The organism is Bdellovibrio sp. HCB2-146, from assembly GCF_047345725.1.
Taxonomy (GTDB): Bacteria; Bdellovibrionota; Bdellovibrionia; order Bdellovibrionales; family Bdellovibrionaceae; genus Bdellovibrio.
Genome location: NZ_JBLEQP010000001.1, coordinates 31,345 through 50,492, shown reverse-complemented (window position 1 = coordinate 50,492; position 19,148 = coordinate 31,345). Strand labels below are relative to the sequence as shown.

Annotated in this window: 11 protein-coding genes; 8 read left to right on the top strand and 3 right to left on the bottom strand. The window is 45.0% G+C overall.

Annotated elements, in window-relative coordinates; all coding sequences use genetic code 11:
• The first annotated feature begins 293 nt into the window (after positions 1-293).
• From ACLWOR_RS00185 to ACLWOR_RS00165, 5 genes are all read left to right on the top strand, one after another.
• Positions 294-800 (top strand): Fur family transcriptional regulator, encoded by a 507-nt coding sequence (locus ACLWOR_RS00185; RefSeq protein WP_413938633.1) that lies wholly within the window; start codon positions 294-296, stop codon positions 798-800.
• Between the two features lie 32 nt (positions 801-832).
• A complete protein-coding gene (locus ACLWOR_RS00180) occupies positions 833-2,272 on the top strand; it encodes a hypothetical protein (protein ID WP_413938632.1) in 1,440 nt (479 codons plus the stop codon).
• A gap of 94 nt (positions 2,273-2,366) precedes the next feature.
• Positions 2,367-3,122, top strand: coding sequence for a substrate-binding periplasmic protein (locus tag ACLWOR_RS00175; protein ID WP_413938631.1), 756 nt, complete (start codon positions 2,367-2,369; stop codon positions 3,120-3,122).
• Positions 3,123-3,204: 82 nt separating this feature from the next.
• On the top strand, positions 3,205-5,805 hold the full coding sequence (uvrA, locus tag ACLWOR_RS00170) for an excinuclease ABC subunit UvrA (RefSeq protein WP_413938630.1): 2,601 nt from the start codon (positions 3,205-3,207) through the stop codon (positions 5,803-5,805).
• Positions 5,806-5,816: 11 nt separating this feature from the next.
• Positions 5,817-6,845, top strand: coding sequence for a DUF475 domain-containing protein (locus ACLWOR_RS00165; protein WP_413938629.1), 1,029 nt, complete (start codon positions 5,817-5,819; stop codon positions 6,843-6,845).
• Here the strand turns inward: ACLWOR_RS00165 and ACLWOR_RS00160 are convergent.
• Together ACLWOR_RS00160 and ACLWOR_RS00155 are read right to left on the bottom strand one after the other, a co-directional pair.
• Complete coding sequence (locus ACLWOR_RS00160; protein WP_413938628.1) at positions 6,790-7,683, bottom strand: DMT family transporter; 894 nt, start codon at positions 7,681-7,683, stop codon at positions 6,790-6,792. The genes ACLWOR_RS00165 and ACLWOR_RS00160 overlap by 56 nt on opposite strands.
• Positions 7,676-8,398: an FAD-binding oxidoreductase gene (locus ACLWOR_RS00155; protein ID WP_413938627.1), complete on the bottom strand. Its 723-nt coding sequence runs from the start codon at positions 8,396-8,398 to the stop codon at positions 7,676-7,678. The genes ACLWOR_RS00160 and ACLWOR_RS00155 overlap by 8 nt, the downstream gene beginning before the upstream one ends.
• Positions 8,399-8,516: 118 nt before the next feature.
• Here ACLWOR_RS00155 and ACLWOR_RS00150 point away from each other — a divergent pair, with 118 nt between their 5' ends.
• Positions 8,517-10,628, top strand: a complete 2,112-nt coding sequence (locus ACLWOR_RS00150; RefSeq protein WP_413938626.1) for a hypothetical protein — start codon at positions 8,517-8,519, stop codon at positions 10,626-10,628.
• 153 nt (positions 10,629-10,781) lie between these two features.
• On the opposite strand, the gene ACLWOR_RS00145 is transcribed toward ACLWOR_RS00150, so the two are convergent.
• Complete coding sequence (locus ACLWOR_RS00145; protein ID WP_413938625.1) at positions 10,782-11,783, bottom strand: HNH endonuclease; 1,002 nt, start codon at positions 11,781-11,783, stop codon at positions 10,782-10,784.
• 658 nt (positions 11,784-12,441) lie between these two features.
• On the opposite strand from ACLWOR_RS00145, the gene ACLWOR_RS00140 reads away from it, so the two are divergent.
• Complete coding sequence (locus tag ACLWOR_RS00140; protein WP_413938624.1) at positions 12,442-15,846, top strand: hypothetical protein; 3,405 nt, start codon at positions 12,442-12,444, stop codon at positions 15,844-15,846.
• Entirely contained in the window at positions 15,846-18,962 is a 3,117-nt protein-coding gene (locus ACLWOR_RS00135; protein ID WP_413938623.1) for a S8 family serine peptidase, read from the top strand. Before ACLWOR_RS00140 ends, ACLWOR_RS00135 begins: the two co-directional genes overlap by 1 nt.
• Positions 18,963-19,148: the final 186 nt, after the last annotated feature.

Below are 19,148 nucleotides of genomic sequence, written 5' to 3'. Positions count from 1 at the left end.
GATCGGTGTATTGTGAGGGACAATTAAGTTTTTGTAGTGGTTGATTTTGAGAAAATAAAATCTGTTTGCACAGTTTAAGGCCGACGCGGACCGATCACGAAATTTTATCGGTGTTTTCTGAGTGCGTTATCGTATTTGAGAGCAAAGTTGCACTCAGATTTACAGCTCGTTAAAGTAACGTAAGTTATTGAAATTACGTCATTCGTAAGCTAATCACAAGCTAACTGATAATGATTATTAAAATAAATGGACCTAGACCCGGCTTCCGCTTATAAAGACGGAAGGAGAGCCTCATGGGTAAAGATTCGATTCCAGTTCCGGTACTACCAAGACAACACGATGATGACATCATCATTCACAGTGACTCGTTCGACGAGAGTGAACTGAAGCGAATCATTCGTGCTTTGAACTTGAAAGTGACAGGCCAACGCTTGGCGATTCTTAAAACTTTGCATGAAGGTCGTCGTCACGTCACAGCTCAAGAGCTTTATGAGAAACTCAGCAAACACCATCCTGATATTGGGTTTGCGACGGTGTATCGTTTCCTTCGTACTTTGACAGAGGGAAATTTCGTGACGGAAGTGCGTATGGGTGGTTTGCCGGCTCGTTACGAGCTTACACCAAAAGGTCACCATGACCATTTGACGTGCGTGAAGTGCGGAAAAATTTGTGAGTTCGAAAACCGTGCGATTGAAAGTCTTCAAGAAAAAGTAGCCAATCAATTTGGCTTCAAACTCACTCACCATATCCTTGAGCTTTATGGGATTTGTCCAGAGTGCCAGGCTAAAGGCCGGACATAAAGGATCCCTCGAATTAAGCCGATAACTCACCTATGAAAGTCTCGTGGGTGAGAGGGCTTTTAGTCCTCATAACATTCTTTTGCTTAGCTTTGAAAAAAGACGACATCGTCGAGCTTGAGCAATATTTCAATGCGCGCTATTCCGCCGACTTTTTAAAAACCACGGACAACGTCAAATTCGTAATGCCTCCCGGAACTAAGGGCAGGGTGGAATCGTTTAAGAAATTCAATTCTGGCAATTATGGATTATTCGTTGAACTGCAAAGTGGCGCGAATAAAGGTGAGAAGGTGTGGGTCTACTATAAAACTCCACCAGCAGATCCTGGTATGAAATTGTATTCAGGCAGCGATGAAGCTGTCGCGGAAGAAACGGCTGTCGTTGAATCTGCAACTTCGATGGTGACGACGAAAGAAACTCTCGCGCTGCGTGCGCCGGCCTCTGATAAGCCGCATATTCCGTTAGTGGTGACGAAGGAACACGCTGCTAAAATGCTTGAGCAAATGGACAAGGCGAAAGAAGAAATCAAAAAAGTTGAAAACAAAAATAGTCAAAAACCATGTGACGAAGATTGTAAGTTAGCACAAGCAACATACTCGCGCGATAATGGAATTCCCGATAAACCCGCGCCGAAGAAAGCCGAGGTTGTTCAAGCGGCCAAACCGGCTCTAGCTAAAAATCCTCCGACTAAAAAAGTGGAAGAAGTTATTTCCGCGCCAGTGGAGCCCGTGAAATTTGTCGGGAGAAGCTCGGCGGGACCTCCGGTTTTGCGGAACCCAGCTCGCACAGAAAATCCCTATGGACTGGGACCGATTTCTTGTGTGGAAGAAACCAAGGGGTTGACTTATCAAATGTGTCGTTCTTTGGATCGAAATCTTCAAGAAGAAGGCTTTCGCATTGTGAATGGCGGTCCCAATAAAATTGTTTCAGGAACGGGTGGAGTGAAGGACTACAACCGCTATCGTGAATTCCGTTTTTCTTATGTGGGGCAAGCTCGTCAGGATATTCAATTCAGCGTCCTGGACTCCAATGGAACCAATTCCCAAAGCCAGGAAAGTGTATTTATGCTTTTCCCTCGTGAAACTTTGCCGCACGTGCGATCGCAAAATGGACAAAACATCGTCACTTTGCCGACAGGGGAAACTGTGAGTTTTGATTCTCGTACGAATCAGATCACGGGTGGGGTTTTATCAGAAGATGCTCCTAGTCGTGTGGGGCCAGGTATCCGCGCCGCTAAGATTTCTTACGGTGGTAAGGGTGTGATGATTCAAGCTGTCGGGCAACCTGGCAAAGACCCTCGTCGCCCGGTCGGGGATCGAAACGTGACGATCACGAAGCAAGGCAAAAAGTGCGTGGTTCCGAAAAAAGAGCTGTGGCCGGATCAGCGTGAAAGCTCACCTATGCATTTTAAATATTTCTCTGACAAAGATTTTGATAGCTATCTGCAGCGTCGTTGCAAATTCGGTCTCTACTAATATTGCCAAAAATGTTTCAGATTTCAGTGGCCTCTAGAATCTAAGTTTGCCACTATCAGGCATGCTTAAGTTAATCTCTGGAATATCATGTCTCATGATTTTTTTCTTTTCGGCGGTTCTCTTTGCCGAAAAGCCTGAGAAGATTCGCGTTGTCTATTATCATTTTCCACCCGATATCATCGATACGCCCAACGGCCCGAGCGGGGCGGCTTACGATATTTGGGAGCGCGCTGCTAAAAGAGCCGGTATTAAAATCGAATGGAGCGGCTCAATTCCATATTTGCGAGCGCTTAAGATGTTGGAGTCAGGTCGTGTTGACGGGATGCTTCGATTGGCCCGAACGCCTGAGCGTGAAGTGAAGTTTTACTTTACTGACAAAGCTCCTTTCTGGGGATCGACCGGGATCATTGTGAAGAAAAACGACTCTCTACAGAAAATCTCAACAGACAAAGACGTGGCCGGAAAGAAAATAGGGTGGTTGAGAGGCGGCACCTTGCCACCCTTTTTGGCGCGCAACAGAGAGCGCATTGCATGGGAGTCTGCAACTGACAACTCGATTGAAGTGAATATGATGAAGCTTCAAAGCGATCGTGTTTGGGGCGTGTATTTTATTTTTTCCAGCACAGCTTTGTATTACTTGTCGGAGCATCATATGCTAGCGGACTATAAGGTTTTGCCATTCCCAGGAAGTGAAAAGGGCAGTGATATGTATGCTGCTTTTTCACGCAAAACGAACAAAAAACTGGTAGATAAGATGCTGCATGCCTTTGCGGAAGAACGTCCTCATTATGATTATGAGAAACTCGCTCAGCATTATATCGACATGGCAGGCCGAAAGACCCTGAAATAGCCCAGTTGTAGCGCGGCATCATGGCCTCAACCGAAGTCAGGTTTCTTGCTACGGCCGCGTGGCTGCTCTACAATAAATTCTTATGTCTGAAGCTGAAGATGGAATCATAGTAAAGGGCGCCAAAGAGCACAATCTTAAGAATGTGAGCGTGACCATTCCGCGAAACAAGATCACGGTTTTCACCGGATTAAGTGGCAGTGGAAAGTCGTCGCTTGCCTTCGATACGGTCTACGCGGAAGGACAGCGTCGTTATGTTGAAAGTTTGTCAGCTTATGCACGAAACTTTTTAGAACAACTTAAAAAACCAGAAGTTGATTCTATCACAGGTCTGTCACCAGCAATTGCGATTGATCAAAAATCTGTGAGCACAAATCCTCGCTCGACTGTGGGAACAGTGACGGAGATTTACGATTACTTGCGTTTGCTTTTTGCAAAAGTGGGTGTTCCGGAATGTCCTATTCATCATATTCCCGTCAGCAGCCAAACACCTCAGCAAATTATCGATGATGTTTTCAAAAAAGGTGTCGGTGCTAAATTTTTTGTTTTGGCGCCTATGGCTTCGGGAAAAAAAGGGGAGTTCTTAGCTGAATTCCAACGCTGGGCTAAAAAAGGTTTCGTAAAAGCCAAAGTCGACGGAAAAATGATCGAACTAGGTAAGGCAACCAAACTAGCAAAAACCAAAACCCATGATATTGATTTGGTCGTCGATCAGTTGATTTTAAAAGATACGCTGAAGCACCGTTTGTCTGAAAGTATCAACACCGCTCTTTCCATGGCTAACGGTCGTGTGATCATTGAAACACTGGATGGCGAGCGCACTGCTTACTCTTTGCATTCGGCATGTCCTCAGTGTGGATACAGTTTCCCAGAAATTGAACCGCGACTTTTTAGTTTCAATAATCCTCGCGGGGCCTGCCAGACTTGTAATGGCCTTGGTACGTTGGATTTGATCGAGGAAGAACAATTTTCCGACGGTGAAGTTGGCGGAAAGAAACTCGACAAAGTCGTTTATAAATACAAAGGTAAGAAAACCTCCGACGAAGATGAAGAAGAAGGCGAAGAAATGGTTCTTTCAGAGTGCCCGGATTGTCATGGCACTCGTTTGCGTCCTGAAGCTTTAAGTATTCGTCTGGGTGGGAAAACCATTGCTGAGCTTTCGGATCTGGGAACTGTTGAGCTGCGTGATTGGATCAATGAGCTAAAGTGGCGCTCCAAAGATCAGCTGGTTGCAGAAAAAATCGTGAAGCAAATCGTTTCTCGCTTGGAGTTTTTGATTCGGGTGGGAACTGGATATCTGTCTTTAAGTCGCCCCGCACGTACACTTTCAGGTGGTGAGGCACAACGCATCCGGTTGGCAACACAAGTCGGTTCTTCATTGATTGGTGTTTTGTATGTGATGGACGAGCCGAGTATCGGTTTGCATCCGCGCGACCATCATCGCTTGCTTGATATTATCGGCGAACTTAAAGATCGCGGTAATACAATTTTGTTGGTTGAGCATGACGAAGACACCATTCGCTATGCTGACTTTGTCGTGGATCTGGGACCTCGTGCGGGTCGCTTGGGCGGCGAAAAAATGGCGCAAGGAACTCCTGCGGAGTTAGAAAAAAATCCCAACTCACTTACGGGTAAATATCTGAAAGGTGAGCTGCGCGTTCCAATTCCTAAAACCCGCCGTGAAGGCAGCGGTAAGTCGTTAAAACTTTTGGGTGCAAGTGGAAACAACCTCCAAGACGTGGACATTTCTATTCCATTGGGAACCTTTACAGCCGTGACGGGTGTGTCGGGATCGGGAAAAAGTACCTTGATCATTGATACGCTGTACAAAATTTTGGCGCAGCATTTTTATAAAGCTTCTGCCAAACCGTCGCCGTATAAAAAAATTGAAGGCCTGGATTTGATTGATAAAGTTATTGATATCAATCAACGTCCTATTGGTCGCACGCCACGCTCGACTCCTGCAACCTATGTGGGACTCTTCCCTATGATTCGTGATTTGTTTGCAAATCTTCCGGACTCAAAACTTCGTGGCTATGAACCGGGACGTTTTAGTTTTAACGTCAAAGGTGGTCGCTGCGAAACCTGTATGGGCCATGGCCAGATTCGTGTTGAGATGCATTTCTTAAGTGATGTGTTTGTGACCTGCGATACCTGCCAAGGCAAGCGCTACAATCGCGAAACTTTGAATATTAAATATAAAAATAAATCTATTTCTGATGTTTTGGATATGAACGTGGAAGAAGCTCTGGAGTTTTTCCGTAATCACACTCAAATTTTCAGAAAGTTGGAAACTCTTCACCGCGTGGGTCTGGACTATATGACCTTGGGTCAAAGTTCGACGACGCTTTCAGGTGGTGAGGCACAACGTGTGAAACTTTCTAAGGAGCTTTCTCGTCGTGGTACGGGTAAAACCATGTACATCCTTGATGAGCCGACGACGGGATTGCATTTCGATGATGTTCGAAAGCTTGTGGAACTCTTGCAAGAACTTGCAGATCAGGGTAACACGGTTTTAGTTATCGAGCACAACTTAGAGGTTATCAAAGCGTCTGACCATATCATTGATATGGGACCGGATGGGGGTTCAGGCGGAGGCCGTTTGGTAGCAGCGGGAACGCCGGAACAAGTTGTGAAAGTTCGCGAAAGCGAAACCGGTAAATTCTTAAAGCAAGTTTTAAAATAAAGAGGATAGCGATGAAGTACTTTACGGGTTCATTTGCGTTCACCTTCATTGGGTTGATCGCATCATATTTTGTTGGACATTATTACGGTGGAACGGTTGGGGCGGGCCTTCAGGCTTTATTTATTGCTTCGATCTTAGCGGTTCTTGAAATTTCATTGTCTTTTGATAATGCGATCGTCAACGCAGTCGTGTTGAAAGAAATGACTCCGGTCTGGAGGCATCGTTTCCTAACTTGGGGTATGTTGATTGCGGTCTTCGGAATGCGCTTGGTGTTCCCGTTGTTGATCGTGACATTCGCCGCCCATGTTAATCCTTGGGAAGCCTTGGTGATGGCAGCAACTCAACCAGATCAATATGCAAAATTGATGTTGGGAGCGCATCTGCAAGTGGCTGCTTTCGGTGGAACTTTCCTTTTGATGGTGGCTCTTAAATATTTTTACGATGGCAGCAAAGAGCTTCACTGGATTCCTTTTATTGAAAAACCAACAGCCTACCTCGGCAGCAAAGTCGAAGCTATTGAAGTGGCATTGTGCTTGGTTATCTTGGCTTTGATCTCTCAATTCCTTCCTGATCATGAATCTTTGACATTCTTGCAAGCGGGTATGGCCGGTTTGATCACTTACGTGATCGTTGACGGTATCGGTTCTTGGTTGGAAGCTTCTGACGAACAAATGAAAGATGTACATCGCGCGAGCGCAGGTATGTTCTTGTACCTGGAAGTTCTCGATGCATCGTTCAGTTTTGACGGTGTGGTTGGTGCCTTTGCGATCACTCACAATCTTTTCATTATCATGATTGGTCTCAGCATCGGTGCATTCTTCGTCAGAAGTTTGACGATTATGTTTGTGGAAAAAGAAACTCTCACAAAGTTTACTTACCTTGAGCATGGCGCTTTTTATGCGATTGGAATGCTTGCGATGATCATGCTCACAGATCCATTCTTGCACGTACCTGAATGGGTGACGGGGCTTGCTGGGGGTGTGGTTATTGTGGTGTCGTTCCTGTGGTCTTTGAAGCAGGTGCCCAAAGAATCTGCATAACGGAAGCAAACATAATCGCAACAGCACCTGCAATTTGAATAGGTCGCAGGTGCTCACTCAGGATTAAAAATCCAAATAAAGCGGCGAACGGGGATTCTAACAAGAACAACATGCTCGCCGTTGTGTCTGACAAAATCTTTTGCGTGCGAATTTGCAGATAAAACGCAATCACGCTTGAAGCAATTCCTAACATCAAAATTCCGGTCCAAGCTTTCCATGAATCCGTCATAACAGTGATACTCTCCTGATTGATTAAAAACGGAACCGATATCAAGCACGCCCAAAACGATTGGAAATTGTTAAAACGGAAGGCATTGCCAATGATATTGGAAACCTTTCCGATATAAATAATATGAAACGAAGCCAGTACCGCACATGCCAATGTCCAAAGATCTCCGGGATTGATATCGCTGAGATCGGCATTCACCAAAAGAGCCGTTCCAAACAAAGCAACTGCCGCTAAAAGATAACTCTTCCAGCTCGATGGATTCTTAAAAAACCAAGTGTTCATCAGCGGAACTAAAATCACATACAACGCCGTGATAAAACCACTTTTCGTCGCTGTCGTGTATTGCAGACCAATTGTTTGCGTGAGTAGCATGCTGCCTAAAATGAGTCCGGCAGGAAGTGCAAGTTTGAGATCCGCCCACATGCCAGTGAGACGGGGACCACGGAAAATAAGATAGAGAAACTCACCGACAACAGTTGCAATCAGCAGTCGGTACACCATGGTTTCATAGGGCGTAAACGCCGTCAGAGCCCAAATCGCAGCCACAAAACCGAAGCCCCAAAGAGCTCCGGCGAAAACCAATTCAAGGGCCGCACGATTTTTAGTCAAAAGCTTCGGCCCAGATTTTTGATTTATCAAGACCATCGATTTCAAGAAGCTGATGTTTCACTTCTTTGATCATGCCACCATTGCCGCAGAGGTAAAATGTCGTCGGAATATTTTTGTAATCGAACTCGGGTAAGAAGTTTTGCACGTAACCTTTTTTGCCTTTCCAGTTTTCAGAAGGGCGGCTCAATACAAACTCGTACTTGAAGTCAGGGAAGGCTTCAACCAAGGCATCGAGTTCTTTTTGATAGTACATGTCTTTTTCCGTACGAACACCAAAGAGCATGCGGTATTTCAAATTTGGATACTGTTCTTTTTTAGAAAGCAGATAACAAATGTGCTGTGAGAGACCTGTTCCAGTGTTGAGGAAGACGATTTGCTCTGTTGGTGGTTCTTGGAAAGTCACTTTACCAAAGGGTCCAGTGAAGTTTAAAAGTTCGCCACCCTTGAGCGCCCATACAAAAGTCGATGCAATTCCATTCTCAACGAATTTGAAGAGCAATCGGAAGCCATTTTTCATGCGGTCATCAGAGGCGATCGAGTACGCACGAAGGACTGGCTTGGCTTCACCTTGCGGCACGTGAAGCATAACGAATTGGCCCGCTTTGAAGTCAAATTCAGAGGGTGTCTCCGTTTTCAGAACCAACTCACGGACGTTTTCCGTGTGATCGATAATTTCTGTGACTCTCATATGGCGGACTGTGCGGACCGAAGACATAAAACCTCTCTCTGTGGTGCTCTTTCTTCATAGTCCGAAAATGCCAGACAGTCCAATATTTTAGCTTGTTACGCTAGCTCGCATTTTATAAACTTAAAGGCACTATCAGAGGAGTTTCATGAATACTGCGCAGCATCTGATTTTTGTAACGGCAATGACGCTGTCATTGTCTTCTTGGGCCCAGAATAATACGCAGCCAGCTCCTGAGGAGACGGTTCAACCAACCGAGGCGGCACCAGCCGAACCTCAAGCACAAGTCGAGGTTGCAGCTCCAGCTCCGACTCCTGAAGAAGAAATTCCAGCTTCTCAAGCTTCTTTGTTGAAATCGGCTGCGACCAAAGAATTTAACAAGGCTCTTTATTTCGATCAGATCGATAACGGAGTTATTTTACCTCCAATGGAAATCGATTACGAAATGACGGCGGATGGAAAAGCTCTTCGTATGGGAAACACCATCCTTAACGAAAAAACTTTTTTCTTTGCTCTCACTCAATTGGGAAAAGCTCATCCAAAATTGGCGCAGGTTTTAAACGGCGCTGAAAACAACAAATTTGCTCTTGTCATGGCATGGCCAGAAAAATTAATGAGCCACGGAACGCTCGAGATGATTTCTCGTACGGGAACAGTTCTATGGAGCTATACATTTACCGAAGCTGATCGTCAGGCCTGGCAAAAACGTGTGAATGAGTGGCGAGCGTCTTTGTTGAAAAAAGGCGTTCCTGCGACGGAAGTGGCACGGACTGGAATTTTTGCTTCTACTTTCGCGATTCCAGATGTGGAAGTGGCCAAAGCTCCTTTCTGGAGCCAAAGAGAATCTTTCCGTTTTTGTTTAAGCTTCAGTGAAGGCCGCAATCAATCAAAACTCTGCTCTCAAAGATACGGTTCGAAATCAGAGGGCCGTCAGGTGATGATGGGTAAAGTTCGTACTGATGCGACAACTCCACGTGTACTTGTACAAAACGAAGAGGCTCCTCTTAAAAATGCGGCTGTTGTTCCTGACAATATGCCAGCAGCGTTCTTTGCGGAACTTTCAACAGGTGAGTCCTACGAGTTTGTATCGGTTCCGAACAAACTGCAGATGATGGACATCGCTGATACCAAAAATCCGCGCTTATTGCGTGTTGTTGGTTATGACACTCGTCCTTTGCAAAAAAATCTGATTCTGAATCCGGATCAATACGGCTCATTGACCAAAGCACTGGGCTTTGAAGCAACCATCGGCGATCCTCGTAAATTCTGGGCGGCTGCAATTAAAAAAGACGATCCAAAACTTTTCTTACCAGGGCAGGGCGGTGGTATTTTCCGTCAACGCTTTGAACTTTCGGAGATTCCTCGTCGCCAATCGCGTGTGTATCTGCATAAGGACAGCCCAAAGGGAACATACAACGACAATATCAAAATCTTCGGTCGTAAACAGCCCATCTCAAAAATCGCAACAGATCAAAACTCTGTGACGGTTGACGAAAGAGATCCCGCGAATTTCACTTGGAGATTTAAAGCTACTGAGCGCGGTGAAATTAATCGTTCTTACTTGGATGTTGAGTTTAATGGTAAAACGTATCGCTCGTATTACGAGTTGTACAAAGGTTACCCTCGCGAACTTTCAGGACGCTTTACAGGCGTTCAATCTTCGAGCGGATTTATCTTCCTGGGTGAAGTTGCTTACAATCAATGGTTCGAAGATATCTTTACTTGGACCAACTATTGGTTGTCTCGTCAGCGCTGGGGTATCAGCGGTCGTTACTTCCAATCTTTCAACCAAATTAAAGTCGACACTGCCGGTAATACAGCTCCACTGAGCGTGTGGAACGTGGATCTGAAATATCGCGGGACTCCCGGTTTGTGGGGGCGTGATGAGACCGTGGGTGGTTTGATTTCTTATCAAAACGTGACGTTTGATCAATTGAAAGCTCCCATGTTGGGTGTCGGTGCATTCTGGGCGCGTTCCATGCCAAAAGTTTTCGATGATATGTTCAACGTGTTTTCTTTTATGAACTATCCAAAGTGGGTGGATATGGATTTCGTTTACTACGTTCAATCCATGGATTCTGCGATCACATTGAACTCATCAATGGCACTTAACTTCCACGGTAAAGTTCTGTGGTCCCAACGCATCTTCGGCGAAGCCGGCTTCGGTATCAAACGCTACGCCTTCCAAAACGCATCAATAAACCAAAAAGCCGAGTTAAACGCTTTCTACGGCACGATCGGTTTAGGTATCAACTTCTAGTAAGACCGCTTTTCAGCCCTTGTCCTCGCTCCGACGTACCTTCAGGTACGCCTGCGCTGTGGGAAGGGCTTCCGCCTCGCATCTGACCACCACTTTTGAGCAGTCTTAAAAGTGGTTTTTTCTAACTGTTGTTCCTGCAGTATCTAAATTGAACTATCTCGAGCCTTTGTTGGCGTTGTGAACTCTGCAAAGATTTTGAATGTTATTTAGGGCAGACGTACCGCCATTGCTAAATGCAATTATGTGATCAAACTGAAGTTGAAACTTCGATGTGCATCTTTGTCCGTTTGAATGAATATATTCGCATTGATGATTAGACCTATTTAAAACAAATCGTTTTACATCGCGTAAAATATATCGCGAACTCTTGACGGAGAAGCTTTGCGTTGAAGTTTGAGCTTGAGTCTCAGTTTTTGCTCCAATCTGAATAGCTATGGGCACATCTTTTCGAAGATTTTCATTTTGAGAGTGGTTGTTCTCTTTCGATAGTGATCTTCTTTCTTTTGAGGATATTTTGATGCCCTTCTTCTTTTCGACTTTCTCAATTGCGGCATCAAGGGCAATATTCAAAAGGTCACAATAACTTGGATCTATGTTTTCATGGGAAATCAGAGACTTTAATTTTTCAATCTTTTCGAGAATAGTCCTATCAATAGTGACTTGTAGTTGAACGTGCTTTTGATCCAGGTACTGAACCTTATCTAAAGGAAGCTCAGAGACAGGACTGATGGTCGCTAAAATCTGCTTCACTTCTTGAGTGGATTTATTTTTAATAGATTCCACATATTGAACCTTCTGTTCCGGTGAAACCTTCTCGCCAGTTTCTTTTTCCTGCTTACGAATAAAACTTTGAGTCAGACTCAACGTCGTCAAATTCACCTCACCAGAATTCAATGCCTCGGCAGCTTCCGGAACAGCACTGATAATTTTTAGAGCCGAAATGCGGGAGTAAGCAACAGCTTCGCTATATTTAAAGTGCTTCACCAAGCATTCAAATAAACTTGTAAAGCCCATTTGAATATAAAGCTTTCGATCTTGGATCTCCTGCAAATGCCAAATCAGACATTCAACTAACTCGCGCTCGCGACGAACAAGGTACTCAACACGTTCAATAAGTTGGTTGTCAGTCATGGCTTTAATATTTGCAGAGTTCATAGAATCTCCTTGTTTTGGAGAACATAACATAGGTTTTTTTGGGCGAATTTTTCGCTCCAAAATTCACTATAAGGAGAAATAAATTTGAAATCGAGATTGATCGTGTTGCTACTATTTTATTGCGTTGGTCGCTCTGATATTGGCTCTAATACGGCTTTTTAGAGACCGTCGTGATTGATAAATATCAGAGAAAAAAACACCAAAAACAGCGTCAAATTGTTTTTCATTACACTTAAAAAGTTAATGCGAAGCTTCTCCGTCAAGAGTGAATTTGGAAGAATGATTGAGGGAAGAAACTGGTAAGTGGTTTGTTACAGCTGAGATTGGAGCGCGAAGTTTTACCGTCCTTGAGTGGGCTGTTTTCCGACCATCGTGGTCGGAAAAGGAGAGCATGTGATTCTGATTTGTTCGGGATGGCCGTTAGAATGGCCTTCTAAACACAGGGAACGCCCACTGAGCATAGAATCACTCTCAGTTAGTGTCGTTCTGACGATGTAAGACTTTCAAACTTACCTAACTACTTTGCTCTGCTGCTCAAATACCTAGCAGAAAATTGAAATTTCCTACAAAAACAGGGCTCTTTTGTGGCCCAACCTTTGCTCATGCAGTGGCGGGGTCCGGATTCGGATCACTTTTGACACCAGCCTTTGGGGGGCTTATGTCTTTTAAATATGTGTGGTTCTGGGCGCTCAGCCTTTTCATTGTCTCTCTTGCCAACGCGGGAAGTGTTTCGCTTCCGCTAAAAACGGTGAAAAAACCGTCTTCAGATTTGGTGAGCAATTCAGGTGTTGCCATTGACGTCGGTCAAGCAGCAGCGATGGCGCAAAAAGGGGAAGACCTCAGTCTCTTAAATCCGCTCGACAATAAGATGTGGCAAAATCGTGTGTATCCAGGAGTTGAAGAAGCTCCGGGCGCATTTCCGCAAGGAAATAACGGCGTTAAGTTTCTTTCTGAAGAAGCGGCCTTGCCATTCACATACATGTCGCGAGTTCAGTCGACCGAAAATCCGCAGCTGTTTTATCGCTTAAGCCTCAGCCGTTACTCACACACAGCTTTGATGCGTGCAGCACTTCTTCGTAAGCTTGGTTATTATCTTCCATCACCAAAATACTACCGCAACCTTCGTTTGTATTTCGCATCTGAAGAACAAAAAGCAGAGTTTCTTAAAAATGCCCAAGAGTCGATGATCTCTGACTTCGACAGCCGCGGTTGGGTTACTCAAGACGATAAGAAAAATCACTCATTAGTATTTGCCGATGCAGTGCTTGAGCCGGCAATGGCCGAATACTTCGATATTCACTGGGGATATGCACCAGATCCAAACAATCCAGATCAACTTCCAGCCGTTCAACGTTTCTCTCGCTACCGTGCATACCGCGCCTTGATCTTGCCATTCGCACTTGTCGATGTTCCAGAAAGTATCAATCGTTATTCCCCAAAATTCGGTTCAGTTCTTTCTGGTCACGTGGTGATCAATCATCCATCAGCAGATTCTTTTGGAACCTGCACGTATGAAGACGCAAGATGGTTGGCTCGTCGGTTAGCAGATTTCCGCTATCAAGATTACGTCGAGATCGTGAAAGCCGGTGCCTTCCCTGAAGAGTTGGAAGAGCTGGTCCTAGCGAAGCTCATCTATCGCGCGAACAACGCGTTTGAATTGCTGAACGTAAAATCAAACAGCAACATCCCACTTCCAAACCTGAACATGTCTTCGAAGTCGGGTCTTGTGAAAAACGGCAAGGTGACTCAAGAGTTCGTTCCAGGTTACCCGCAACGTTTTGCGCACGGTGACCGTGAAGCTCCTTTCCAAGACGGGGACTTACAACGTTACTTGGGCATTCAGGGTAAATCGATCGCGATCGCGACGATCTTGGCACATATTAATGATAAATTGAATTTCCTCAAAGTCAGTGACCTCTATAAAGATCGTCAGAACGACATGATCGATAGAATCACGAAACACATTAAAGAAAAACCTCTTGAGCCTCTTTACCAAAAGGTAGAAGGCTGGGGCGGACCTGTTGGCGGCATCAACCTCGCGGCCACTCGTCACGTCACAACAGGTACTTACTTCGGAAGCTCGGCTGCGATTCAGCTCGTCGATAACTTGTCAGTTGCTGGTAACCTTGGTTACTTTATGACATTGGACGGAGTGAATGACTATGTTCCAGTGGCAGGTGCGAATATCGTAGTCCTTCGCGATTACACGCACGTTCGTCCATTGCTTTCAATCGCGGAAGGAACAAAAGTTTCTTGGGGCGATCTCGTAATTCCGAAATTCATGAACAAATTGTCTTCCGTATTGGGGCAAAAAGAAGTTCCAGGACAAGATGGCAAACCACCTCGTCAACCACTTGACGCTTTCCTTTCGGATTTACGCGAAGGTGAAGTGTTCACGATCACAGACTCCGTGGCACTTCAAGCCTATGCACAAGTTTCTTCAAGTCTTGATACTTTGATGGGTATCACGCCATTGAACTTCTTGAATACGATTTCTGCAGGCGCTGACGGTTCTCGCGTGATCTTAAAGCAAACAAGCTTTATGCGCACAAAAGAAGGCGTTCAGGTCTTTATCAGAGCGCAAAACGGGAAAATCTTGGGTGCGACTCTTGATGTGAACTACTTCATCAATATCATGCGCATCCGTGGTCAGATTTCATGGAACGATATCAAATCAGACGTCTTCGTGATCGATTACAACCCGGAATACGCTGAAATGATCGACCCAAGCAATTCTGACTCTCAATTTGCGAAAGACTTCTTGAATACACGCAAAGATTTGGGACCGGCTCTGCGTTCGCTTTTCAAAAGCAACGATTCTGAGTTGTTATATGCAAAATTCCCACATAAGAAGTTTGACGTAAATCATGACCTTAAAACAAAAGAACTGCGCTCGAAGTTCCTAGCATGGCGCATGAACTCATTCACGGAAGACCATCTTCTTAAAATCCAATACCCACGCAGTCCAGATGCGCCGGAATTAAATCCAAAAGATGAAGAGATCACTTTGTTCGCCAATAAAAAAGGTGAACTTAAAGGAACAGACGTTCTTGGTTTTGCATTCGACTGGATCGAAGGCATCATCAATAAGTGGGCAAGTAAATCGCGCGTGGATATGGCTCGTAACGAAGATCCAAATCCAGCCAATACTCCGTTTGGTAAAGCCTTCTGGAGAATGGTGACAACGGAAGCTGACTTGACGGTGAATGGCACGCAATACCCATCGATCGCCGTGATTCAACACGTGTGGGGTGGATGGCATCTTGACAAGAAAGCGTTCTTTAAACTTCTTGATGAAGTTCAAGGTGAATTGCGCGGAACGCCAGTAAGCCGTTACCGTTTGATTGAACCAGAAGCGTTTGCACAAGTCACAGCAGTTGATTTCTACCGTTTGACAGCACAATTATCGATCCTGCCGGGCGGTCTTGAGAAGATCAAAGATTTGATCCGTCAAGAAGACGCTGTTGGCAGCAAAAAGCCATCGAACGGTTTTGAACGCTTTATCGGTAAAATCAATAAAGCACTTGGTAAGAAAGATCGTCCGAACGAAAAAGAAATGTTCAATGAGTTGATGGAAATCATGGGTAATGGCGACCACAAACGCGGCTTAAAGGAATTCAACGATCAATGCCGCCGTTACCAACAATCTCAACCACAAATGTTGGATAAAGCTCCTGAGCGCAACAAGTTTGATATCTGGAAAAACGGCAATCAGTATTACTGCTTGATGCCGTGGATGACAAAATTGATGGACTTGTCATCAAGCTATCCAAAAACGAAAAAAGCCCAAACGCAGTGGATGACAGAAGTTCTTTACACTTTGGAAGACAAAATTCCGTTGCCACAACTGCTTAAAATCTTAGGCGAAGATAACTACATCTTTTTCGTTCGCATCAACGGCTTTAGAGCTGGTGATGAAGACGGGGACTTGGAATACTTCTCAAATACTTTGGGCGATCCAAAGAAAAACATCGAATACGCAAATGGTTTGATCCAGATGTTTGCAACTAAAACACGCATCTCACCAATTGAACTCGATCGTTCTCAAGGGAGCTTCCGATAATGAAAACACAAATTTTATTGTCAGTTGTATTAGGTTTGAGTTTGTCTGCACACGCGGATCCATTTAGCGAGGCTCAGTGGGGTCTTCGTAACGGCGGTCAGCCACAAATGATCGACTTGGATCCTTTGCATACTTATAAAGTTCCAGCGCGTCAGCAAGAAGACGTGCGTGTACCAGCTCCGTTTGCCGCTAAAAAGAAGGTCATCGTGGCGGTGATGGATACGGGGATTCAAAAAAATCACCCGGATCTTAAAGGTGTCATCCACCGTAATGAGTCTGAATGTAAGGCGCTAGATAAATTCGAACAATGTGTTCAAGATAAAGACCGTAAAACTTGCGAAAAAATCTGGATGGATCCAAAAAATCCAGAAGTCGATCAAGATAAAAACGGTTACCCAATGGACTGTGAGGGCTGGAGTTTACTCGGTGGAAAAAATGAAGCCGGTATCTTAGGTCGTCCTGACTTTGGCGATGATCAAGGTCACGGAACTCATGTTTCAGGTATTATCGCAGCCATCAAAAATAACGGTATCGGCGTTGAGGGCGTAAGTTCAAATGTCGAGATCTTACCAGTTCAAGTTATCGGTTTGCAACCAAGCGAGCCTATTAAGCCGTTATCAATTTATGATTCGCCAAGCGAAGAAGGCCGTGAAGAAATCAACCGCAGCCTTGGAGATATGGTCGCACGTGGAGTGATTTATGCCATGAGATCGGGTGCGCAAGTGATTAACTTCTCTATGGGGTGGCCACAAGCAAAAGATTCTGAATTCATGCGCGAAGTGATCAAGCAAGCGCAGGATCGCGGCGTGATTATTGTCGCAGCTGCAGGGAATGACTCCACTCGTGCGCTTCTTCGTCCTTGTGCTTACGCCAATGTTATTTGCGTGGGCTCAAGTGGTCCAGATGGCGCGTTTTCACATTTTAGCAACTACGGAAGTGGTGTTGATATCTTAGCTCCGGGAACAAACATCCTGAGCACATATCCTGAAAGCAAACGCCCGGTGCGTTTCCGTTCGACTTTGGGTTATGAATACCTTTCTGGAACTTCTCAGGCGACTCCATTTGTGGCAGCAGCAGCAGCTGAATTGTTAGCGCGCGGAATTCCAGCTAAAGAAGTTTATGCTCGTTTGGTTCTAGGTGCTCGTCAGCCTCAAAGCAATTTGTCATTGCTAGAAGGTGGATCGCACACAGAAGGTAAAATCCTCAGCCCTGAACGCGAAGTTTATAAGAAGTATTCAGTCGCAGGAAATCTCGACATTGAATCTTCACTGAAAGTTCAACCCCAGGCACTGATCGTTCCAGCTCTTAAAGAAAAAATCGAAATCCCTTGGGATCGCCAAGCTAAAGATTTGACGTTTGAAATTAGCTTTGTAAATCGTTTTGCAGATATCGCCATCAATGATGTCACGATGAAAGCTGAATTCGTTAAGCCCCACGCGGAAGCGGTTCGTCCGTGGATCACAGGTATTAAAGAAGTGGTTCCGTACCAAGGTGTTTGGAAATCAGGCGAGGTTCGTAAGTACGTTGTGAGTATGTCGATTGTAGATAGCAAAGATCCAGCTCAATCTCGTATTCCAAGTGAGTTAGACCTTGCCGTTGATGTTCAAGTAAAAGGCCAAGAAACGCGTCGTCATATTTTCGAAAGCGAAATCATCGTGAACCTGATGCCTGCAATGACTGGCGAAGATGTTTTGTCGATTCCACTTCAAGGTATGCCAGTAGGCCGTCAAAGCTTCCTTCCAATTGACGAGAACTTGGACCTGGCGCCAGAGCGTCGTGATTACTTTGCAGTGTCTCAACAAAAAGGCACATGGCAAGTATGGTTGATCGCGGACACGGGTGTGGGTGCTTACACAACAGTTGGTGGCACTAAAATCAAAGTCGTTGGCGAAGAAAAACTTCTTCGTGAACAAGTGAATGCACGTATTGATATGGAAGATGATGGCCAATCTGAATACGTACTGGGAGTTATTGAAGATAAATCAGAAGTTGAGCCCACAGATGAAACGAAAGAAGAAGACATGTATTCCCCGATGTCTTTCTTTGTCTTTGATTCGAAAATGAAACTCAAAGACAGTTTCGTATATAAAGGTGATATCGCAGCGACTCCTTATGCAGTTTACTGGCAAAAAGTAGGCAACACAAAACGCCCAGCTTGGGTGGGTGGCGGTAAGGACCCAGACAAAAAACGTTCATTGCGTGATCGCTGGGAAAACCCAGAAGGTTTTGAAAAACCAGAGACTCGTTTTTATTACATGAACGAGAAAAATGAACTTAAGGCGATTCAAAAATACGAAGACTACCATATCATCGATGTGATTCAGCCTCGTCGTGAACAGGTGGCAGCAGGTCGCGTTCCATTGTTGCTTGCTAAAAACTTGGGAACAGAATCAAAACCAAGTTATCTATACAGCTTTGCGGTGGCAGAAGCCGTAAATGGTAAAATCGAGAACTTTATGGAACTCGATCTTTTTGCGAATCAAAACACGTACCGCAATATCTTGGATACTCGTGTTGATAAAGTTCAGTCTTTGAATTACTCCAAAGACGAATACGTGGGTAGTTACTGGTTCGGTGAAGGAATCAACCGTGAACAGCGTTTGTCGTTCCTGGATTCACACAATTGGGAACTTTTGGACCGTGCTTTGGGAGCAGAGCGCTCGCAGTTTGACTCGGCTTTGTGGGTGCGTGCTGTGTTTGCGGGATTGCAACGCAAAGGTGCCTTCGTACTCACAAACTCAGAGATTCAATATCATGATCTTATTAACAATAAGGTCGTGAGTAAGAGCTTTGAGCGTTACACATTCTTCCCCGACATGTTGATGACGAACTTGTACTTCCCAGTGACTCTGAAAGATCGCTTCGATGCGTCGAGCAAGTTGCCAGCTCTTTTCACAACAGAAACTTCTGAACTCAGTCGTGGAGTCAAAATGCTTGTACCAGCTTTAGCGAAAGACGGAACGTTGATGGAACTGGTGTCACCAGCTCGTTTACGCTTCAAGTCAGCAGCAGGTTGTCGCCCGATGGACACTCCTGTGTTTACTGGTGAGGTGGGAGCACACTCCTTTGACTACTACTGCGGAACAAAGATTTTGCGCGTGAATTTGGTTTACTAATTTCACTCTGAAAATGACTTCTAAAAAGGCTCGATTGCGAAAGCGTCGAGCCTTTTCTTTTTCGCCCAATCGATGTTGAAATTCATAACGCACGTTGAAAAATTATGCGCTCCGCCGTGGTGTCAAACTGAGTTGGCATCATCTCTGCATAAGAGGTTTTTGCAATCAACGTGAATCAAAAATTCA